This window comes from Bacillus sp. Root920, assembly GCF_001429445.1.
Lineage (GTDB): Bacteria > Bacillota > Bacilli > Bacillales > Bacillaceae > Bacillus > Bacillus safensis.
The window spans coordinates 395,236-416,494 of record NZ_LMJV01000007.1 but is presented as its reverse complement, the minus strand read 5'-3'; the positions used below and the strand labels follow the sequence as shown (position 1 = coordinate 416,494).

Annotated in this window: 24 protein-coding genes; 17 read left to right on the top strand and 7 right to left on the bottom strand. The window is 41.1% G+C overall.

The annotated features are described in order from the left end of the window. Positions 1 to 44 precede the first annotated feature (44 nt). From ASE42_RS13480 to ASE42_RS13445, 8 genes are all read left to right on the top strand, one after another. Positions 45 to 683 (top strand): helix-turn-helix transcriptional regulator, encoded by a 639-nt coding sequence (locus ASE42_RS13480; protein WP_024423017.1) that lies wholly within the window; start codon positions 45 to 47, stop codon positions 681 to 683. A gap of 25 nt (positions 684 to 708) precedes the next feature. Next, the gene (locus ASE42_RS13475) at positions 709 to 1,530 is read left to right on the top strand and encodes a pyruvate, water dikinase regulatory protein (RefSeq protein WP_008342399.1); all 822 of its coding nucleotides are present in this window, start codon (positions 709 to 711) and stop codon (positions 1,528 to 1,530) included. A gap of 261 nt (positions 1,531 to 1,791) precedes the next feature. Further along, positions 1,792 to 2,292 carry a YaiI/YqxD family protein gene (locus tag ASE42_RS13470; RefSeq protein WP_024423016.1) on the top strand — a complete coding sequence of 167 codons (501 nt, stop codon included), beginning with the start codon at positions 1,792 to 1,794 and terminating at the stop codon, positions 2,290 to 2,292. Positions 2,293 to 2,325: 33 nt separating this feature from the next. Then, positions 2,326 to 4,155, top strand: a complete 1,830-nt coding sequence (gene dnaG, locus ASE42_RS13465) for a DNA primase (protein ID WP_056767377.1) — start codon at positions 2,326 to 2,328, stop codon at positions 4,153 to 4,155. Between the two features lie 206 nt (positions 4,156 to 4,361). Continuing rightward, positions 4,362 to 5,483 (top strand): RNA polymerase sigma factor RpoD, encoded by a 1,122-nt coding sequence (rpoD, locus tag ASE42_RS13460; protein ID WP_008342392.1) that lies wholly within the window; start codon positions 4,362 to 4,364, stop codon positions 5,481 to 5,483. 301 nt (positions 5,484 to 5,784) lie between these two features. Further along, complete coding sequence (gene cccA, locus ASE42_RS13455) at positions 5,785 to 6,144, top strand: cytochrome c550 (RefSeq protein WP_024423014.1); 360 nt, start codon at positions 5,785 to 5,787, stop codon at positions 6,142 to 6,144. 120 nt (positions 6,145 to 6,264) lie between these two features. After that, on the top strand, positions 6,265 to 6,981 hold the full coding sequence (locus ASE42_RS13450; protein WP_056767372.1) for a tRNA (adenine(22)-N(1))-methyltransferase: 717 nt from the start codon (positions 6,265 to 6,267) through the stop codon (positions 6,979 to 6,981). Continuing rightward, positions 6,974 to 8,095, top strand: a complete 1,122-nt coding sequence (locus ASE42_RS13445; protein WP_056767368.1) for a Nif3-like dinuclear metal center hexameric protein — start codon at positions 6,974 to 6,976, stop codon at positions 8,093 to 8,095. The genes ASE42_RS13450 and ASE42_RS13445 overlap by 8 nt, the downstream gene beginning before the upstream one ends. A gap of 38 nt (positions 8,096 to 8,133) precedes the next feature. Here ASE42_RS13445 and ASE42_RS13440 read toward each other — a convergent pair whose 3' ends face one another. Then, on the bottom strand, positions 8,134 to 9,078 hold the full coding sequence (locus ASE42_RS13440; protein WP_024423011.1) for a 4-hydroxy-3-methylbut-2-enyl diphosphate reductase: 945 nt from the start codon (positions 9,076 to 9,078) through the stop codon (positions 8,134 to 8,136). A gap of 157 nt (positions 9,079 to 9,235) precedes the next feature. Next, the gene (vrrA, locus tag ASE42_RS13435) at positions 9,236 to 9,940 is read right to left on the bottom strand and encodes a VrrA/YqfQ family protein (RefSeq protein WP_025092954.1); all 705 of its coding nucleotides are present in this window, start codon (positions 9,938 to 9,940) and stop codon (positions 9,236 to 9,238) included. Between the two features lie 155 nt (positions 9,941 to 10,095). Between vrrA and ASE42_RS13430 the strand changes: the two genes are divergently transcribed. After that, positions 10,096 to 11,415, top strand: a complete 1,320-nt coding sequence (locus ASE42_RS13430) for a DEAD/DEAH box helicase (RefSeq protein ID WP_024423009.1) — start codon at positions 10,096 to 10,098, stop codon at positions 11,413 to 11,415. A gap of 9 nt (positions 11,416 to 11,424) precedes the next feature. After that, positions 11,425 to 12,318, top strand: coding sequence for a deoxyribonuclease IV (locus ASE42_RS13425; RefSeq protein ID WP_056767365.1), 894 nt, complete (start codon positions 11,425 to 11,427; stop codon positions 12,316 to 12,318). Positions 12,319 to 12,366: 48 nt separating this feature from the next. Here ASE42_RS13425 and ASE42_RS13420 read toward each other — a convergent pair whose 3' ends face one another. Further along, positions 12,367 to 12,621, bottom strand: coding sequence for a DUF2624 domain-containing protein (locus ASE42_RS13420; protein WP_024423008.1), 255 nt, complete (start codon positions 12,619 to 12,621; stop codon positions 12,367 to 12,369). Positions 12,622 to 12,761: 140 nt separating this feature from the next. Between ASE42_RS13420 and ASE42_RS13415 the strand changes: the two genes are divergently transcribed. The 5 genes from ASE42_RS13415 to ASE42_RS13395 all read left to right on the top strand — a co-directional run bounded on the left by ASE42_RS13415 (position 12,762) and on the right by ASE42_RS13395 (position 16,858). Then, positions 12,762 to 13,643, top strand: coding sequence for a YitT family protein (locus ASE42_RS13415; protein WP_024427967.1), 882 nt, complete (start codon positions 12,762 to 12,764; stop codon positions 13,641 to 13,643). Between the two features lie 135 nt (positions 13,644 to 13,778). Next, complete coding sequence (locus tag ASE42_RS13410) at positions 13,779 to 14,555, top strand: metal ABC transporter ATP-binding protein (RefSeq protein ID WP_024423006.1); 777 nt, start codon at positions 13,779 to 13,781, stop codon at positions 14,553 to 14,555. After that, entirely contained in the window at positions 14,555 to 15,415 is an 861-nt protein-coding gene (locus ASE42_RS13405) for a metal ABC transporter permease (RefSeq protein WP_024423005.1), read from the top strand. The genes ASE42_RS13410 and ASE42_RS13405 overlap by 1 nt, the downstream gene beginning before the upstream one ends. Then, positions 15,393 to 15,821 carry a Fur family transcriptional regulator gene (locus tag ASE42_RS13400; protein WP_003217433.1) on the top strand — a complete coding sequence of 143 codons (429 nt, stop codon included), beginning with the start codon at positions 15,393 to 15,395 and terminating at the stop codon, positions 15,819 to 15,821. Before ASE42_RS13405 ends, ASE42_RS13400 begins: the two co-directional genes overlap by 23 nt. A 119-nt stretch (positions 15,822 to 15,940) precedes the next feature. Continuing rightward, entirely contained in the window at positions 15,941 to 16,858 is a 918-nt protein-coding gene (locus ASE42_RS13395; protein ID WP_056767362.1) for an ROK family protein, read from the top strand. 66 nt (positions 16,859 to 16,924) lie between these two features. Here ASE42_RS13395 and ASE42_RS13390 read toward each other — a convergent pair whose 3' ends face one another. Beyond that, a complete protein-coding gene (locus tag ASE42_RS13390) occupies positions 16,925 to 17,503 on the bottom strand; it encodes a 5' nucleotidase, NT5C type (RefSeq protein WP_056767359.1) in 579 nt (192 codons plus the stop codon). Positions 17,504 to 17,642: 139 nt separating this feature from the next. Here ASE42_RS13390 and ASE42_RS13385 point away from each other — a divergent pair, with 139 nt between their 5' ends. Next, a complete protein-coding gene (locus ASE42_RS13385) occupies positions 17,643 to 18,005 on the top strand; it encodes a DUF308 domain-containing protein (protein ID WP_025092959.1) in 363 nt (120 codons plus the stop codon). A 43-nt stretch (positions 18,006 to 18,048) separates the two neighbouring features. On the opposite strand, the gene ispG is transcribed toward ASE42_RS13385, so the two are convergent. Together ispG and ASE42_RS13375 are read right to left on the bottom strand one after the other, a co-directional pair. After that, positions 18,049 to 19,164 (bottom strand): flavodoxin-dependent (E)-4-hydroxy-3-methylbut-2-enyl-diphosphate synthase, encoded by a 1,116-nt coding sequence (gene ispG / locus ASE42_RS13380; RefSeq protein WP_024423001.1) that lies wholly within the window; start codon positions 19,162 to 19,164, stop codon positions 18,049 to 18,051. A gap of 105 nt (positions 19,165 to 19,269) precedes the next feature. Continuing rightward, a complete protein-coding gene (locus tag ASE42_RS13375) occupies positions 19,270 to 19,572 on the bottom strand; it encodes a hypothetical protein (protein ID WP_056767356.1) in 303 nt (100 codons plus the stop codon). Positions 19,573 to 19,769: 197 nt separating this feature from the next. Between ASE42_RS13375 and ASE42_RS13370 the strand changes: the two genes are divergently transcribed. Beyond that, positions 19,770 to 20,315 (top strand): GNAT family N-acetyltransferase, encoded by a 546-nt coding sequence (locus tag ASE42_RS13370; protein WP_056767353.1) that lies wholly within the window; start codon positions 19,770 to 19,772, stop codon positions 20,313 to 20,315. Positions 20,316 to 20,371: 56 nt separating this feature from the next. Here the strand turns inward: ASE42_RS13370 and ASE42_RS13365 are convergent, their stop codons facing one another. Further along, the gene (locus ASE42_RS13365; RefSeq protein ID WP_025092961.1) at positions 20,372 to 21,130 is read right to left on the bottom strand and encodes a DUF1189 domain-containing protein; all 759 of its coding nucleotides are present in this window, start codon (positions 21,128 to 21,130) and stop codon (positions 20,372 to 20,374) included. Between the last annotated feature and the right edge of the window lie 129 nt (positions 21,131 to 21,259).

Genomic DNA, 21,259 nt, shown 5'->3' with positions numbered 1-21,259 from the left:
TGATATACATAAAATAAAGATTTCGCTCTCTCTATTTAAAGGTGGTGAGTACAATCGAGTTAAATAAACGGCAAGAGCAGATTTTACAGATTGTCAAAGAGAATGGTCCGATCACTGGAGAGCATATCGCCGATCGGCTGAACTTAACAAGGGCGACCCTCAGACCGGATTTAGCCATTTTAACAATGTCAGGCTTTTTAGAAGCAAGACCAAGGGTCGGCTACTTTTTCACAGGAAAAACAGGCACGCAGCTTCTCGCAGATAAGCTGAAAAAACTTCAAGTGAAAGACTTTCAATCCATTCCAGTGGTGATACATGAGAATGTTTCGGTTTATGATGCGATTTGTACGATGTTTTTAGAGGATGTGGGCACATTATTCGTTGTGGACGATCACTCTATTTTAACAGGCGTGTTATCAAGAAAAGACCTCCTCCGTGCAAGTATAGGGAAACAGGAGCTTCCATCTATCCCTGTCCATATTATTATGACAAGAATGCCGAACATTACCGTTTGCCGCAAGGAAGATTTCATTATGGATGTGGCGAAGCACTTGATTGAAAAGCAAATAGATGCACTTCCTGTGATAAAAGATACGGATAAAGGTTTTGAAGTGGTCGGAAGAATTACGAAAACAAACATGACGAAAATACTTGTCAGCTTATCGGAGAACGAAATAATCTAATGACAGAAGACTGCGAGGGGATGTTATGAGTAATCGCGTAATTTTTGTGGTATCAGATTCAGTTGGAGAAACGGCAGAGCTCGTGGTCAAAGCGGCACTTAGCCAATTTGATGGCGGCTCATCAGACCATTCAAATATTAGAAGAATCCCGTATGTAGAGGATGTTGGTACGATTAAAGAAGTCATTTCACTGGCGAAAGCAGATAATGGGATCGTCTGCTTTACTCTTGTTGTGCCAGAAATGCGCCAATTCTTAATCGAGGAAGCAGAAGCAAACGGTGTCGTTTATTATGACATCATCGGTCCGCTCATTGATAAAATGGAGACGGCATATGGAAATGAAGCGAAACATGAGCCGGGTCGTGTACGTCAATTAGATGAGGACTATTTTAAAAAGGTAGAAGCCATCGAGTTCGCTGTGAAATACGATGACGGCAGAGACCCTAGAGGTATTCTAAAGGCTGATATTGTACTCATTGGTGTATCACGCACGTCTAAGACACCATTATCTCAATATTTGGCACATAAACGGCTGAAGGTAGCGAACGTGCCAATTGTACCTGAAGTTGATCCGCCAGAAGAGTTATTTTCAGTTGATCCGAAGAAATGTATCGGTTTGAAAATTAGTCCAGACAAACTAAATCATATTCGCAAAGAGCGTTTAAAATCTCTTGGTTTAAATGATCGCGCTATTTATGCGAACATTGAGCGGATTAAAGAGGAACTAGAGTATTTTGAAAAAGTGGTTGACCGCATTAACTGTCAAGTCGTTGATGTATCGAATAAAGCAGTTGAGGAAACGGCAAATGTCATTCATCAAATGCTGACCAAAAGAGGTTCCGAATAAACTCAGGATGCTCCTCCTGGGTTTTTCCTATGGTGGGAAACGGGTAAACAAAAACAATGGCATATTTGCTGCATTTGTATTATAATAAAAAATTGTGATAAAATGATTGATTTTAGGTTTAAGTTAAGTCAAGAACGAATAAACTAATATTGGCAGAAGTCAAGTGATTCTGAACATAACTTTTCGACAAAATGAGTTTTACTGTTGATTGCTTTATAGGGGAAAAGTATGGTCTTTTTGCTTCTCTAAAGCAGGAATAAGGTGGAGGGATGGAGAATTAGTCACCTGAATGAACGTAAAAAAGAGAGGACGATTTATGTCGATGCAGATGCTTGTCCTGTAAAAGACGAAATCCTTTCTGTCGCATCTCAATTTCAAGTACCAGTGACGTTCATTGCTTCATATGAGCATTTTCAAACCAAAAGATCTCCACTTGAAGATTGGCGGTTTGTTGATACACATAAGGAAGCAGCGGATTTAGTCATTGCAAACTCAGCTGCCGCACATGATATTGTCGTCACCCAAGATATTGGTCTTGCCTCCTTACTGCTTCCGAGACAGGTCATTGTTCTGTCTGAAAGAGGACGAATGTACACAAACGAAACAATTGATTTTGATTTGGAACGCAGGCATGTTTCCAGCAAACAGCGAAGAAAAGGTGTATACGGAAAAGGTCCCAAAAAGCTTTTAGAAGAGGATAAGAAGCGATTTATGGCGCAACTACAAAAAATCCTGTCGAATCATGAAGGATTTTTAAATTAAAAGGCGAATAATGTACGACGGAGTGTTATTAGGATGAGCAAACGTATACCAGATGAACTTTTGGAGCAGATCCAAAAAAACGCAGACATTGTCGAAGTGATTGGAGAATACGTACAGCTTAGAAAGCAAGGTCGAAATTACTTCGGTCTTTGTCCATTCCATGGTGAAAATACTCCTTCATTCTCTGTTTCAGCAGATAAGCAAATCTTCCATTGTTTTGGCTGTGGTGCAGGAGGCAACGTGTTTTCGTTCCTCAGACAAATGGAAGGCTACTCATTTATTGAAGCCGTTTCACATGTGGCTGATAAGTACCATATTGATCTGCCTGATCAGGTGGCGAATGCTCAGATGAGTTCATCTCAGCAAGAGGACACTGCAGATCATAAAATGATTGAGGCCCATGAGCTTCTTAAGAAATTTTACCACCATTTGCTGGTAAATACAAAGGAAGGTCAAAACGCACTCGATTATTTACGGTCCAGAGGCTTTACGGATGAAACAATTGCCAAGTTTGAGATCGGGTATGCTCTTGATTCTTGGGATTTCGTGACCAAGTTTTTAGAAAAACGAGGATTTGATCCCGTGATGATGGAGAAGGCTGGTCTTTTGATTCAACGTGAAAACGGCACAGGCTTTTTTGACCGCTTTAGAGATCGTGTCATGTTTCCCATTCATGATCATCATGGAACGGTCATCGCTTTTTCCGGAAGATCGCTTGGTGATCAGCAGCCTAAATATATGAATAGTCCTGAAACGCCGCTTTTTCATAAAAGTAAGTTGCTTTATCACTTTCATGACGCACGTATGCATATTCGCAAACGCGAACGGGCAGTTCTTTTTGAAGGATTTGCAGACGTCATCTCAGCTGTTACATCAGGTGTCGGTGAAAGTGTTGCAACAATGGGTACGTCTCTTACAGAAGAGCACGTAAAGCTTCTCAGGCGGAACGTAGAAGAGATCATCCTTTGCTATGACTCTGATACGGCCGGATACGAAGCGACCATGAAAGCATCAGATTTGCTTGGAAAAAGAGGATGTAAAGTTCGCGTTGCCATGATACCAGATGGACTTGATCCAGATGATTACATTCGTAAATATGGCGGCGAGAAATTTAGGAATGACATCATAGATGCAAGTGTGACATTAATGACGTTTAAGATGAATTTTTTCCGAAGAGGAAAAAACTTATCAGACGAAGGAGACCGTCTTACTTATATGAAGCAGGTTCTCCGAGAAATCAGCCGGTTAAACGGCTCTTTGGAGCAAGAGATTTACATGAAACAGCTTGCTGGGGAGTTTTCGATCTCACTTGATTCATTAAAAGAACAACTGGAGCTGTTTGAAAAACAGCAGCGGCAAGAAACCAAAAGCACGCAGGAAGAAAACGGGCTTGAAAAACGGCGTGCACATCTGTCAACACAAGTGAGAAGAAAGCGTCTGCGGCCGGCATATGAAAATGCAGAGCGAATGCTGCTTGCTCATATGTTAAAAAGCGATGACGTGATCCGCAAAGTACTTGACAGAGTCGGGATTGAATTTAATATAGATTCGCACAGGGCGCTGGCAACGTACATTTATGCCTTGTATGAAGAAGGCAAAGAACCAACGCCGCAGCACCTGATGAACAGGATAGAAGATGATGTCATGAATCAGCTGTTGACGGATATATTGATGATTCAAGTCGGAGACGAACTAAGTGAAGCTGAATTAAGTGATTATGTAAAAAAAGTGTTGAATCATCGGAATTTGTCAATGATAAAGGAAAAAGAACTAGAACGTGCAGAAGCGGAGAGGCAAAAAGATTTCTTCAAAGCGGCAACACTTGCAAAAGAAATTATTCAGTTGAACCGTTCGCTGAAGTAATACGTCTATTATTAATGACAGGACTTACGGCTGGCAATGAATCCTTTACGGGAGGAGCATAAGACCGCAAGCATCTTGCCTTCATCATTATTTATTTTATTTCCTATTTGCTTCGTCATCTGTTTGATAGAGAGAGAAAAGCAGGGCGGAAGTAAATCGCAAGTTACTTTAGAATTCGTTGCAAGCTTTGGAAGGAGGGATCCATAATGGCTGATAAACAAGCCCACGAAACCGAAACTGAATTAACCTTTGAACAGGTGAGAGATAAGCTCACTGAAACGGGTAAAAAACGGGGCGTTTTAACATACGAAGAAATTGCAGAGCGTATGTCTAGCTTTGAAATTGAATCAGACCAAATGGATGAATACTATGAATACTTAGGCGAACAGGGTGTAGAGCTCATTAGTGAAAACGAAGAGACAGAGGACCCAAATGTTCAGCAGCTGGCTAAAGCAGAAGAAGAATTTGACCTGAATGATTTAAGCGTACCACCAGGTGTCAAAATCAATGATCCTGTTCGTATGTACTTAAAAGAAATCGGACGCGTCAATTTGTTATCTGCTAAAGAAGAAATTACGTATGCTCAAAAGATCGAAGAGGGCGATGAGGAATCAAAAAGAAGATTAGCGGAAGCAAACCTTCGTCTCGTTGTCAGCATTGCGAAACGCTATGTCGGTCGTGGTATGCTGTTCCTTGACTTGATTCAAGAAGGAAACATGGGTCTGATGAAGGCTGTTGAGAAGTTTGATTACCGCAAAGGATATAAATTCTCAACATATGCGACTTGGTGGATTAGACAGGCGATCACACGTGCGATTGCCGATCAGGCGAGAACAATCCGGATCCCGGTTCATATGGTCGAAACGATTAATAAATTGATCCGTGTTCAAAGACAGCTTCTGCAAGACCTAGGCAGAGAACCAACGCCTGAGGAAATTGCTGAAGACATGGATTTAACTCCAGAAAAGGTAAGAGAGATTCTTAAAATTGCGCAAGAGCCTGTATCTTTAGAAACACCTATTGGTGAAGAAGATGACTCGCATCTTGGTGATTTTATCGAAGACCAAGAGGCGACATCTCCATCTGACCACGCTGCGTACGAACTCTTAAAAGAGCAGCTTGAAGATGTATTAGACACGCTGACGGACCGTGAAGAAAATGTGCTAAGACTACGTTTCGGACTAGACGACGGAAGAACTCGCACGTTAGAAGAGGTTGGAAAGGTGTTCGGCGTAACAAGAGAGCGTATCAGACAAATTGAAGCGAAAGCTCTTCGTAAATTAAGACACCCAAGCAGAAGTAAACGATTAAAAGACTTCTTAGAGTAGAAACCGGACGGATCTTGAAAGAGATCCGTTCTTTCTTATCAAAAATGAAAACGCTTTTTTCAATCTGATTATATTTTACTGAATAACAAATGAATTTGCAACGTTCTTAGAAAAAAGATGTATAAAAAATACATCTAAATGTGCTGAAGGCTTCATTTCTCATCTTGAATCATTTTTGTCTAATCTGTGAACTTGACCAAAGTTTTGTATCATAATTCGTTTACTTTTTGTAAAATTAAAGTAGAATTAGAATTGTTTGCATAGTCTCAAAGGGGTTTTCACAAAGGGGAGGATGAAAGAAATGAAACGGAATCCACTTATACCATTTTTATTGATTGCCATTTTAGGTATTGGACTCACTTTTTTCTTATCAATGAAGGGGCTGAAAGATGAAGAAAAAATTGCCTCTGGGGGCAAAGAGCAAAAGCAAGAAGAGACAGCAAATGCAACGCCGGAAGAATTGTATAAGCAGAACTGCATAAGCTGTCACGGGGAAAACTATGAAGGCGGCGCAGGTCCTGCATTAAAAGGTGTTGGAGACAAGCTTGAAGTAGCTGACATCAAGAAGAAAATTCAAGAAGGCGGCAACGGGATGCCAGGCGGGCTGATTCCAAATGAAAAGCTCGATGAAATGGCGGAATGGGTGTCTAAAATTAAATAATCTTACACAAAAAGCTCTTTTTCAAAAGAAGAGCTTTTTTCATTTGAAAACGACTTTTAAAAAGTCCATAATTTATATAAGATAGACAAGTATGAACATTAAAGAAAAGTAGTGATACGTATGAATGAAATGAATTTATCGAAACGATTAAAAAAAGTCGCGGACTTTTTACCAGATGAGGCAGTCTTCGCTGATATCGGCTCAGACCATGCCTATTTGCCATGCTATGCGATTCTGCATCAAAAAGCAGTGAAAGCCATTGCTGGTGAAATTACTGGTGGACCGCTTCAATCGGCGCAGCAGCAAGTACATAGACTTGAATTAAATGAACAGATATCGGTCAGAAAAGGAAATGGCCTTGAAGTCATTGAAAAAGGCGAAGTGAATGCAGTGACGATTGCAGGTATGGGCGGGGCCCTCATCGCAAGCATTCTAAATGAAGGAAGGCATAAGCTCGCCGGCCATGAGCGGCTCATTCTTCAGCCGAATATCCATGCCCACCATATTCGTTTATGGCTTTATCAAGAGGGGTATGAATTGATAGATGAAGTCATTTTAGAAGAGGACGGCAAAATATACGAAATCATCATCGCTGAAAAAGGCGATAAAGATAAAGCCTATAAAGGAATGTCACTTGAAGCAGGCATGCTGGTTGGTCCGTTTCTTGCGAAAGAGCAAAATGACGTTTTCCAGCGCAAGTGGATGCAAGAGCTTCAGCATATGGAGAAGATAGAAAGTCAAATTCAGCAGGCGGCGCGGACAGAAGAAAATAAAGAACGCCTTGAAGAGCTGAATGCGAAAATAAAGATGCTAAAGGAGGTTTTGACTGTTGGCTAAAACAGTAAACGGGCATGAAATCATCCAATTGTTTGAACAATTCTCACCAAAGGTATACGCCATGGAAGGGGATAAAATTGGTCTTCAGATTGGGACTTTAAATAAAAAAGTAACCAATGTGATGATCACCTTGGATGTATTAGAGAATGTAGTAGATGAGGCGATCGAGCGAAAAGTGGATCTTATTATTGCTCACCATCCGCCGATTTTTCGACCATTAAAACATGTAGCGACGGATCAGCCGGCTGGACGGATCATTGAAAAATGCATCAAACATGATATTGCGGTATATGTGGCACATACGAATTTAGACGTAGCTGATGGCGGAGTCAATGACCTGCTTGCTGAGGCCTTAGAGCTTGAAGAAACAAGAGTGTTAGTGCCGACATACGAAGATCCAATCAAACAGCTTGCTCTGTATGTCCCAGAGGAATTTGAAGAGGCCATCCGGACAGCTTTAGGAAATGGGGGCGCCGGCCATATCGGCAATTACAGCCATTGTGCGTTTTCAAATGAAGGGACAGGCAGCTTTCTGCCATCAGAAGAAGCTAAGCCGTTTATTGGTGAGTCGGGTCAATTAGAATTTGTGAAAGAAGTGCGGATTGAAACCATTTTCCCAGCAAGTATAGAAAAACAAGTGATTCGCGAAATGATCAAAGCACATCCTTATGAAGAAGTCGCCTATAGTGTACACACGACAGATCTTACTCCTATTCAAAAAGGTCTTGGCCGTATTGGAGAGCTAAATGAGCCAATGACACTGAGAGATTTCACACAATTTGTGAAAACGAAGCTAGATGTGAATGGTGCTCGTTTTGTAGGAGACCAAAACGCTGTTGTGAAAAAAGTGGCGGTGCTTGGCGGAGACGGAAATAAATATATCCATCAAGCGAAAAGAATGGGTGCAGATGTGTATGTGACAGGAGACCTTTATTTCCATGTTGCGCACGATGCCATGATGCTAGGGCTGAACGTTGTGGACCCAGGACATTATGCTGAAAAGATTATGAAAGAGGGCGTAAAGGCGAAGCTTCAATCGCTATGTGCGGATAAAAAATATGACGTACAGCTCTTTGTTTCTGAATCAAACACAAACCCATTTCAATTTATGTAAACAAAAAACGTCAGAGCGGATATGCTCTGACGTTTTTCTTATTTCTTTGTTTTGACGCGAGGTAAAATTTTAGAAAGAGGAACGGTTCGTTCAATCTTCCAAGTTGTTTCATCATCTGGTTCATAGTTTTCTAAGAAACGAATGACTTCCTTTGTAATAGGTGTTGGTGTTGAAGCACCAGCAGTAACGGCAACGGTTTTGACGCCCTGCAGCCATTCCAGCTTGAGTTCACTTAAGTCGCCAATACGGTAAGCCTGCGTTCCGGCAATCTCCATTGACACTTGTGCTAGACGGTTAGAGTTATTACTTTTTGGATCGCCGACAACAATGGTTAAATCGGCTTGGCCAGCTTGCTGCGATACAGCTTCCTGACGCACCTGTGTCGCAAGGCAAATTTCTTGATGATACTCGACGTGAGGGTATTTCTCTTTAATCAGCTCCATCAGGTCGTGGACATCCCATTGAGACATCGTCGTTTGGTTCGTGATGAGCAGTTTTTCTGATGTTAAATCGAGTGCCTCAATGTCAGCTTCTGTTTCGACAAGATGTACCTTGTCAGGGGCTACTCCGACAGCTCCTTCTGGCTCAGGATGACCCTTTTTCCCAATATAAATAATGTCATAGCCATCGGCTGTTTTCTCTGAAATGAGTTCGTGTGTTTTCGTTACATCGGGACAGGTCGCATCAATGGCGACAAGGCCTTTTTCTTCTGCGATTTGACGAACCTCAGGAGAAACGCCGTGAGCTGTGAAAATGACTGTTCCACTTTCAACCTGCTTTAAAATGTCTAAGCGGTTTGGTCCGTCCAGTGTGTAAATACCATCTTCTTCGAAGGCATCAGTGACATGTTTGTTGTGCACAATCATACCTAATATATAAATTGGGCGTGGCAAGTTCTTATCAAGTGCGGCATTTTTAGCAATGACCATTGCATCTACAACGCCATAGCAATAGCCACGCGGCGATATTTTAATTACATTCATTTATTCGTCCTCCTGTAGGGAAGTGCTGCTAGAGAAGAACAATATAAAAAGCCGTAAAAAACGGCTTTTTATCATTCTCTTGCTTCCATTATAGCCAAAGTAAGCGTATATATCAAAGATTGTTATACGCAGTGAACACTTCGCCGTTAAAAGATCACTAGACATATAGTTTTGGAACAGAGCTGCCAGATCTTTTTTTCGGTTTTGCTTCAGGAGCAGGTGATGTGTGAGGTGCTGTTTTTTTGACGAGGATGTCTTCTGGTTCTTTATTTTTTTCTATTTCGTCAGTTTGTGCTTCTTCCTCGTGCACTTCTGTTTCCGCGCTAGTCTCCGTTGATTCTGCATCAGCATCATTTGCACTTTCTTCATCATCATCCGCACTGCCAAGCTGGCTGTACAGTTTAATCATCGCCGGCAAATTTCTCACTAAAGGACCGTATTGCTGAATCATTGGCGTAAATTGCTGCGCCATCCCGAGCACTTTTTGAACATTTCCTAACATGCTTGAGAGGGTCGCAGGATTTGTGAAGCTCTGGATTCCTTGTAATCCCGCACCACCTCCAGAGACTCCAGCTCCTCCTGCGCCAGGAAGAAATTTAGAGAGCATGCCTTTAATTCCTGCTCCGCCGCCTAGTGCACGGCTCTCACCTCCTGGAATTCCGCCCATCCCGGGTAAACCGCCTCCCTGTACAGATGGGGAGCGAGGCATCATTTGCTGAAATGGATTGCCTTGCCCTTGAAAAGGCTGTTGGATAGGAGGCTGCTGCCCTCTTTGAAATATTCCGGGCTGTCCGCCATTTCCAAGGTGCCGGCGTGAGGGACGGCGCGGCTGAAAATCGCCCATAGGCCTTTGCCCTAACATACTTGTACCTCCCTTACTGCATTCTCTTTCTCTTCATAGGTTATGCAAGGAAGCACCAATTGGTTTCCTGTAGGAAAAGCGGACATGGTTTTTTTACTGAAAATCAGCTATAATGAGGAGATGAGCAAAAAGGCATTGCCTTAAGGAGTGAAAACATGAAAGAAACAAAATTTACGACATATGAATTAAAGCCTTTTATTATAGATGCTATTCATGAACTAGGCTTTTATGAGCCGACTGATATTCAAAAAAGAATCATCCCTGCTGTTTTAAAAGGAGAAAGCGTGATTGGCCAGTCACAAACCGGAACAGGAAAAACTCATGCCTACTTACTGCCGCTGATTCATTCAATTGATCCAAGCAAAGAACAGGTACAAGTGGTGATTACTGCACCTACAAGAGAATTAGCCAATCAAATTTTCAAAGAAGCTCAAACGATTTTAAAGAATGCTTCTCCAGAAGAAGAGATCAAAGCAAAGCTTTACATTGGCGGAACGGACAAGCAGAAATCAATTCAAAAGCTAAAAAACCAGCCGCATTTGGTGGTCGGTACACCTGGACGTATTGCTGACCTCATTCATGAGCAGGCGCTGAATGTTTACAAAGCGACCTCTCTTGTTATTGATGAGGCTGATTTAATGTTGGATATGGGATTTTTAGAAGATGTGGACCGTATCGGTGCACAAATGCCAGAACAGCTGCAAATGCTTGTGTTCTCTGCAACCATCCCAGAAAAACTAAAGCCTTTCCTGAAAAAATATATGGACAATCCAAAGTATGCACATGTTGAACCAAGACGGATTACAGCTGAAAACATTCAGCATATTTTAGTTCCGTCTAAACAGCGTGATAAATTAAAATTGCTCCATGAAATGGTGACGAATGTACAGCCATATTTAGGGATCATTTTTGCCAATACAAAAACAACTGTTGATGAAATCGCATCGTTCCTACAAGAAAAAGGAATGAAAATCGGTGTGCTCCATGGCGGATTGACGCCGCGCGAACGTAAAAAAGTCATGAAACAAATTGAAGATTTGGAGTTCACTTATATTGTGGCATCTGATCTTGCAGCTCGCGGGATTGACATTAAAGGCGTCAGCCACGTGATTAACTATGAACTTCCATCTGATCTTGATTTTTATGTGCACCGCGTTGGAAGAACAGCTCGTGCGGGTTCATCTGGAATTGCCATGACCATTTATGAGCTGGCTGATGAGGATGCACTCATTCAAATTGAGAAAATGGGCGTTGTGTTTGAAAACAAAACCATTGTTCATGGTGAATGGCGAGATGCAGATGACCGTCTGAAGCGTCAAAGACGTAAAAAAGCCCCAAATGAAATTGAAGAAAAAGCAAAACGTCTTGTGAGAAAACCGAAAGCCGTCAAACCTGGATATAAAAAGAAAATGACACGTGAGATGGATAAAATCAAAAGACAGGAACGTAGAAAGTCAAAGCGTAATGGAAAGTAGGGGGAAACATTGTTAAAGATTGGTTCACATGTATCCATGAGCGGAAAACATATGCTTCTTGCAGCGAGTGAGGAAGCTGCCTCTTATGGTTCGAATACGTTTATGATTTATACAGGTGCACCGCAAAATACGCGCCGTAAAAAAATTGAAGACCTCAATATTGAAGCTGGACAAGCGCATATGAAAGAGCATGGCATGACGGATATCGTCGTGCATGCTCCGTATATTATCAATATTGGAAATACAGTGAATCCAGCGACATTTGAGCTTGGTGTAGACTTCCTTCGCTCTGAGATTGAGCGTACGGAAGCGCTGGGAGCAAGACAAATTGTTCTCCACCCGGGTGCGCATGTCGGAGCAGGAGCAGAAGCAGGAATTCAAAAAATCATTGAAGGTTTAAACGAAGTCATTGTAAAAGGTCAAGAGGTTCAAATTGCACTTGAAACAATGGCGGGAAAAGGATCAGAGTGCGGAAGAAGCTTTGAAGAGCTTGCCCAAATTATCGACGGAGTGACACATAACGAAGCTCTTTCTGTCTGCTTTGATACGTGTCACACGCACGATGCTGGTTATTCGATTGTGAGTGACTTTGATGGTGTATTAGAAGAATTTGATCGAATTGTTGGTATTGACCGAATCAAAGTTCTTCATATTAATGACAGTAAAAACGTGCAAGGAGCAAGAAAAGACCGACATGAAAATATCGGTTTTGGTGAAATTGGTTTCGATGCACTGAGCTATATTGTGCATCATCCGCAGCTTCAAGATGTGCCGAAAATTCTAGAAACGCCTTATGTAGGTGAAGATAAAAAGAACAAAAAACCACCTTACAAATTCGAAATTGCCATGCTGAAAGAAAAGCAATTTGATGAAGGCTTACTAGATAAAATTACGGGTCAGTAAAAAAGGATGCAACAAGTTGAGGTGCCGCTAAATGCGGCCCTTTTTTGCTTAACTTGTAAACTGGTTAAATAAATCATTCACAGTCTGTGCTGTCTGTTTAGAAGTAATCGCTTCCACTTGCTTAAGAAGCCGGTTACGCTCTGAGTCATTAAAAATATTGATGTTTTTCCCGTTCATGAGTTTGGCCACCTCAGCAGCTTGATGAGACGTTAAACTGACGCCATACTGTTTCGCATACCTTAACAGATCATTTGCTGTGATCTGATTGAGCCGCTGCAGGACAATTTTTTGAATTAAAATCAATTCCATTCCTCCCCTCTGTAACAATGTATGGGCGAAAACGGAAAATGTGCAAAAAATTTTATTTTATTCTGTGAAATGATAAAATAGTAAAGTGGATAAAATGTTCATTGAAAATTTAACTTGTGTAGAAGGGAGAACGTATGGCAAATAGTAAACAGCATAGAAAGGAATCAGTGCCTCATTTTATTTTGAGAATTTTTCTGATTCTAGTAGGGGCTGCATGTGCAGCAGTCAGCATTGAATTATTTTTAGTGCCAAACAATATTATTGATGGAGGCATCATCGGCATTTCGCTTATTTTGGATTATCTCTTTACAGATAACCCGTTTATTAATTTTGCGACGATTGTTGTCATTTTAAATATTCCATTTATGATATCAGGATACAAGCATATTGGGAAAACCTTTCTGATTTCCACTGTGATTGGGATTGTCAGCTTAGCCGTGATTGAATCTTCACTTCATCATGTGGAGGCATTTACAACACAGCCGATCTTAGCCACTGTATTTGGCGGACTATTACTTGGATTTGGTGTTGGACTTGTCATCCGTAATGGAGGTTCAATGGATGGAACAGAGATCTTGGGAATTCTTCTGACGAAAAAAATTCCTTTCTCCGTCGGTGAGTTTGTCATGATCGTCAATGTGTTCATTTTTATTTGGGCGGGCTTTGTTTTTGGACCAGAGCAGGCTATGTATTCTGTCATGACATATTATTTGGCAATGAAAACAATTGATGCTGTCATTCAAGGGCTTGATGAAACAAAAGCTGTCATTATCGTATCAGACTATTATGATGAAATTTCAGATGCGATTCTGCATCGACTCGGCAGGGGAACGACAAAGCTGAGAGGAAAAGGCGGCTATACAGATGAAGAAAAAGATGTCATCTACGCCGTTGTCACAAGGCTTGAAATTACAAAGCTGAAATCCATTGTATTTGAAATTGATGACCAAGCATTTATCACGATTATGGATACGCATGAAACAAAAGGCGGTAAGTTCAAAACAGCCATTCATTAGCTTTTATTTTACTTTTTTATCTTTCTTTTATATAATGAAATGTATGTATGGACAGAGAAAATGGCAAAAGCCATTTTCTTTTTGTTGTATAAATCGTAATCATTCTTTTTATATTGATTAAAGGTGGAAAGATTCATGGCAAAGCCAATTATTGAAATGAAGGACATTTCGTACTCGTATGGACAGCGAAATGTCATTGATCACATTCATTTAACAGTAGAGGAAGGAAACTTTCTAGCACTTGTTGGACCGAATGGTTCTGGTAAAACAACCTTATTAAAATGCCTGCTTGGGCTCATTAAACCGCAACAGGGTGAATTAAAGCTATTTGGCACGCCTGTCTCAAAATTTAGAGACTGGGATCAAATTGGATTTGTTTCTCAAAAGGCGAATAGCTTTAATACAGGTTTCCCTGCTTCTGTATATGAGGTCGTCGCAAGCGGACTGACCGCAAAAATTGGTTTGTTTAAACGAATGAGCAAACAGGATAAATGGCAAGTGGAAGATGCCATTCGCTCAGTTGGCATACAGGATTTAAAGCATCAAAACATCGGTGAGCTTTCTGGCGGGCAGCAGCAGCGTGCATTTATTGCCCGTGCGCTTGTCAGTCAGCCGAAGCTGCTCATTTTGGATGAGCCCACGGTTGGAGTAGACCAGCGGACAGTAGAAGGCTTTTATCAGCTGCTCGAAACATTAAACAAAGAAAAAGGAATGTCATTAATTCTCGTCACACACGACGTTGGCACCGTTTCTGATAAAGTCACCCATGTGGCTTGTTTAAATCAGACACTGCATTTCCACGGGGATGCAGAAGCGTTTGATTCAATGGATGATCAGGCGCTATCCCAATTTTACGGGCATGACATTCAAGTGATTCATCACGATCATCACCATCATGGGGGACATGAATAATGCTATTTCCATTTTTTCATTATGAATTTTTACAAAATGCGTTTATCGCAGGATTACTGATTGGTTTTATTGCGCCCTTACTTGGTGTATTTATTGTCGTAAGAAGGCTTTCGCTTATTGCAGATGCCCTCAGTCACGTATCACTTGCCGGTATTGCCGCAAGTTTATTTCTTGATAAAAAGTTTGGCCTTTTGACAGGGGTAAGCCCGCTCTACTTAGGGATGGCTTTTTCTGTTGCAGGTTCATTGTTTATTGAACGCTTGCGCTCCGTGTATAAGCATTATCAGGAGCTTGCCATTCCCATCATCTTATCAGGTGGTATTGGGATTTCCGTCATCTTCATTTCACTAGCGAATGGCTTTAATACAGATTTGTTTAGTTATTTATTCGGAAGTGTCAGTGCGGTTTCAAGACTTGATCTTTGGATTATAGTAGGGATCTCACTCGTTGTTGTGTTAGTTGTTGTGCTTTTATATAAAGAATTGTTTCTGCTTTCTTTTGATGAAGAGCATGCAAAGGCTTCTGGTATTTCAGCAAAATGGATTCATTTTATTTTTATCTTAGTTGTTGCACTTGTCATTGCGGCATCGATGCGTATCGTCGGTACACTGCTTGTATCGGCGCTCATGACGCTTCCTGTTGCGGCAAGTATCCGCATTGCCAAAGGATTCAAACAGGCGATTTTCCTTTCGATCTTGTTTGGTGAATTGTCTGTATTGGCCGGATTGATTTTAAGCTATTATCTTGATTTAGCGCCAGGCGGAACCATTGTGATGCTGTCCATCTTGATTTTAATCGGGTGTATTAGTATTGGGAAATTCAGAAGGGGGAATCAACATGAACGTACAAGAAGCGCTTGATTTATTAAAGGAAAAAGGCTACAAATATACAAGCAAACGTGAAGACATGCTTCAATTGTTTTCTGATTCTGATAAATACTTGACCGCTAAAAATGTGCTGACGGCACTAAGTGAAGACTACCCGGGTCTCAGCTTTGATACAATTTATCGAAACTTGTCACTATATGAAGACCTTGGAATATTAGAAACAACGGAATTGTCAGGTGAGAAATTATTCCGTTTTAAATGTTCATTTTCCCATCATCACCATCACTTTATTTGTCTTACATGCGGGAAAACAAAAGAGATCGATGCCTGCCCTATGGACAAGCTAGACGCCGATTTAGAGGATTATCATATTAGCGGACATAAATTTGAAATATATGGAACGTGTCCTTCTTGCGAACCGAAGGAAGTTCACTCATGAAAAAGCCAGCCATGGAGCTGGCTTTTTTGTTTTGTCTTTTGAAAACGTTTTACAAAGGGAGGCTGTTTCATTAAAATGAGATCAAGGTACTACATTTTGAAGTAAAGGGAGGGGTAAAAGTGGCCTATTACGTCGTGTTTGATGTAGGCGGGACGAGAACGAAACATGGATTAATGGATCAGGATGGAAAGCTGGTCTCTAGCGGTGACTATCAGACGAACTGCCGGCAGCTTGAACCGTTTTTAAAAGCCATGGCAGATGTGGTCAAGGAATATCAAAGGGTGACGAATGTCAGCGGTATCGCCATCAGTCTACCAGGCTTTGTGGACAGTGAATCAGGTTATACAGAATTTGCAGGCGCCATCATCGCCTTAAATGGTCAAAATGTAAAAACACTTTTAGAAGAGAAAACGTCTCTTCGTGTAGAAGTGGAAAATGATGCGAACTGTGCAGCTCTCGCAGAAAAATACAGCGGTCATGCGAAAGATTGTGACAGCTTTATTTGTATGACAATTGGCACTGGTGTCGGCGGAGGTATTTTTGCTAATGGTCAGCTTGTGCGCGGTGCATCCTTCCGCGGTGGTGAATTCGGCATGATGCTGACAGAGACGGAAAATGGCCAGTTTACAACTCTTAACAGCAGCGCTTCAACGGCTGGATTAATTCGGAGCTATAAAGAAAAGCAAGGAATACCGCAAAGTACTCAAATAGACGGTCAAGAAATTTTTGAAAAGGCGAAGCATGATCCGGCCATTGAGAAGCTGGTAGATCAATGGTACAAGCGAATAGCCATTGGCGTTTACAATGTAGCGACTGTTCTTAACCCGGAGAAAATCCTCATTGGCGGAGGCGTAAGTGCAAGACCAAATTTATTACAAAATATTGAAAAACATTTACATACACTGCATGCGTGGAAGAACATTCAGGTGAAGCTGGAAACTTGCTACTACTTAAATCAGGCAGGCATGAAGGGGGCACTTTACCATTTCCTCATGAAAGAAGGGCAGCTTGCTCCATCAAAAAAGCCGATACATTAAATGTATCGGCTTCAGCGTGTAGACAAATCCTCGTGTTTGTTCCGCTTCGGTGCTCGCTCAGTTACATTAATAAGCAGTTTGCAGATGCTGCTCATATTGTTTGATCCACTTAGATGCTTCCTGCCAGTTGTTTACGCGTATAATTCTGTCGTCAATTGGCATCTGGTTATAAGGGGAGTTAAAAAGTATAACCGGGATGTCAGCCTCTTTTGCAATCATTGTGGCATTGCCATGATGGTCTTCAAAAAATACATCAATTTTGTGCTTTTGAACGGCTTCCAGCTTATGATGACCGCCAACCAGCTCAATAGCATCATAGTGCACATCATGTTCTTGAAACCACTTGTAGGTGATATCCGAATGCTGCTGCCTTCTTGCGGTAATATAAATCAGTCTGTGCTGCTGCTTCATTTCGTCGAGGATCTCTTTTGCACCCTCAGCAGGCTTTGCCTGTTTATAAATAAGAGGCTCGTGCTGATCCATCCAGCCCCAAAATTCTTCTTGAGAAATTTTTAAAAGCTTCGTCAAATCATACTCTGTCATATCATCTAGTGTCATGGCACATTGGAACGACTCATTTAAGTAGGGAACAAAGGTGTCCTGTGCCGTCACTGTACCATCAATATCAATTCCTAAACGTAACATGCCCACACTCCTCATTTTTATACTCTTAAAGTGTAACATAATCAATTCACAATTCCAGCAAGTTTTAGCAATCATGAAACAGACATTTTTGCTCATACTAAAAAAGCTCCTTTCTATTAACCAAAAGGGGGAATTGATCATGGAAAGAGACGAGGATTTCAGAAGAAATGATCGTGAAATCGACACACACTTTAGTAATGATGATGGCTATTTAGAGGAAACAGCTGCTGAAATTGCAGAGCCATATCAAGCTTCAAGAGATCGAGAAGATAGACGAGGACGTGACCAAGCAGGTGACGAATCAGGCAGTAAAGGGATAGGCTATACAGCACTCGCGATTGCGATTATCTCATTATTTGTCTTGCCGGTGCTATTAGGGGTAGCGGCAATCGTCGTTGGTTATATTGCAAGAAGAAAAGGAGCACATGCGCTTGGCGCGTGGTCAATTGGGATCGGAATTGTTTCCGTCATCCTAGGCATATTTATCACCCCGTTCTTTTAATAAGAACAGAAAAACGCCTGACTATGACGTCAGGCGTTTTTTGTTAGGCATTCGCTTGTTTTTCTTTTTCAGCTTCCATTTTCGCATAATGTTCTTCAGCGATTTTATCGATTTCTTTTTTCAGTTCTTCGACCATTGTTTCTTCCGGTACTTTACGAACAATTTCACCTTTACGGAACAATAAGCCTTCGCCTCTAGCGCCTGCGATTCCGATGTCCGCTTCACGTGCTTCACCTGGACCGTTAACAGCGCAGCCGAGAACTGCTACTTTAATCGGTGCTTTGATTTTAGAAATATATTCTTCGACTTCATTTGCAATGCTGATGAGGTCAATTTCAATTCGTCCACAAGTTGGGCAGGAGATCAGTGTTGCTGCATTTGATGCAAGACCAAATGATTTCAACAATTCACGTGCTACTTTTACTTCCTCAACTGGGTCAGCACTTAATGAAATACGGAGGGTGTTCCCAATCCCCATATTCAAAATAGCGCCAAGTCCAGCTGCACTTTTGACTGTACCTGCAAATAACGTACCTGATTCTGTAATCCCAAGGTGAAGAGGATAATCAAAGGCTTTAGCCGCTTTTTCGTATGCTTCAATTGCAAGGTTTACATCAGATGCTTTCATACTGACGATGATGTCATGAAAGTCTAGGTCTTCTAGAATTTTAATGTGATGCAGTGCACTTTCGACCATACCATCTGCTGTTGGATAGCCGTATTTATCGAGAATTTTTTTCTCTAATGAACCAGCGTTTACGCCAATACGGATTGGAATGCCTTTTTCTTTTGCTGCTTTGACAACAGCTTCGACTTTTTCTCTTCTTCCGATGTTTCCTGGATTGATTCGGATTTTGTCTGCGCCTGCTTCAATCGCTTTCAGTGCAAGCTTGTAGTCAAAATGAATATCCACAACAAGCGGGATGTTAATTTGTTTTTTAATGTCCGCAATTGCATTTGCTGCACGCTCATCTGGACATGCGACACGCACGATTTGACAGCCTGCCTCTTCTAAACGTTTAATTTCAGCGACTGTCGCTTCGACATCATGTGTTTTGGTTGTTGCCATACTTTGAATGACAACCTCATTATTTCCACCTATAGTTAAAGGTCCCACTTTGACGGGACGCGTTTTAGTACGATGTGTGACTTCACTCACTTGTCAATCGCTCCTTAGTGTACAAGCAATTCTTTGCCGTGTACGTCGTGTTTTACAGTTCATATTGTAACAGTCTCTTTGTATGAATGACAAGGAATTAACGTTTTATCTCTTATAGACAGGAAACTTATACGTGCTGCCTGCCCTGATTTCGTTCGCTTTAACACCTTGATTCAGCTCCTCGAAATCCTTAATGACATCATCAAGTGGCTTGCTTGTATGTACGATGGAGAGGACTGTTTCACCTTGTTTAACAGTGACATTCTTATAAGCCTTTTTCTCAGCTGTTTGAAACGCACTTGCTGGGACAGCTGGGTTTTCCTCAACAGGGATGGTTCCATTTTTCAAATCAAAAAAGATAATAAAGAGGACAAACAAACTGATTAGTAAAAAAAGAATTCGCCGCATTTTACTCACCGCTTTTAAGAGTTTACTTCAGTCTATGCATGTCCTGAAATGATAGAACCAAAAAGAGGAGAAAAGCTGGAAAGGGTGGTTCTAGTTCGTTCTAGTATGTCTTGTAATAAAACTGCTTGGGTCGTTGGTGTAAATAGGAGAGCAAGCTCATATGACGGTTATGATAAAATAAGAAAGGGGGAGATTTAATGAAGAAAGTTAGTCAGCATATATATGTAAGAACACTAACAGAAAATGATGCAGAATCACTTTTAACATTAGAGCTTGAGAATCGCTCATATTTTCAGGAATTTACACCTTTGGTCAAAGATGATTTCTTCACGTTACCTCGTCAAATTGAACGAATTCAGCGGAGTAGGCAAAGAATTGCACAAGATGAATCTTACATGCATGGTATTTTCTTAAATGAAACCGATGCTTTAATTGGGACGATCTCATTAAGTTCTGTCGTAAGAGGTCCGATAGAAGGTGCTTGGCTTGGGTATGTACTCGATCAAAGGCAGGGCGGAAATGGATATATGACAGAAGCCATTCGTTTAATCATTGACTATGCCTTTTTTGAGTTGAATCTCCATCGTATTGAGGCTGGAGTAAAGCCAAGTAATAAAGGTTCCATTCGTGTACTTGAAAAGACAGGTTTTGAAAATGAGGGACTAAATCGTAAAAAAGTAAAGATTAATGGAGTGTGGGAGGATCACTATTTGTTTGCGATCATCCATCCAGATGAGTCCTAGCATGAATATACATAAAAAGCTCCTCCGAGCCGGGGGAGCTTTCATTGTTGGATGGATCATTTGCTTTTTTTTGCAGGAATTTCTTTAACAACAAGATATAAAAAGATAAAGTTAATGACCCAATTTAATAAAAATGAGTTTGCAACAGGCGTGTTTAATGCACTCATGATGGCGAAAAAGACCGTTGTTAATGTGAGTGAATAAGCAGAGAGCTTCCAAAGCATTTGGAAGGACAGCTCTTTTTGCTGCATTCGTTTAATAAATGTACCAAGCATCGCAAGGAATGTTGCGCTGATAAACATGAGAGCCGCAGTTGATAGATATAGCAGTACACAGATGACAGGGATGATAATCGCTTGGTTCTGATTTGTGACGCGGGCGAGTTCATCTTTTGTCAGCGTTCCACCAAGGAGCTGGTATGGAATATCTGTCATTTGTCCATCAATGGCAATCACTGCTTTTTCCTTTAACAAAGCGATAGCCGTTTGCTTTGATTCAAGCTCACTTGCTTTTATTTTTTCAGCAGGATCAAAGATGATCGTGATGCCGTTTTCTTCTTTTTCTATTGGTTCACTTTGATCCGCTTGAAGCTTTCCTTTTTCGATTGAAAAGTCGGGTAAATCTTTTTTGATCACATGCTGAAATCCTGACATCGCATTCGAGATCTCTTGGCTCATATGATACCCCTGAGGAACTGCTGCGATAATTGAGAGGATAAAAATGAATAAAATGGCTTTACCGATCCCTGTAAAACGGGCTTTCGCAATATCTTTTGGTGAATAAATTCCTTTTAACAATAGATTAAATACGTTCAATACCTATTCACTTCCTACATTCTTTTCTATTTCTCATATTGTATCAATGTCTATCCATCAAGTACAAGTATGGCCTTCATTACTGGTTAAGATAGAGGGAATGAGGCATAATGTATACAGCATATAAAA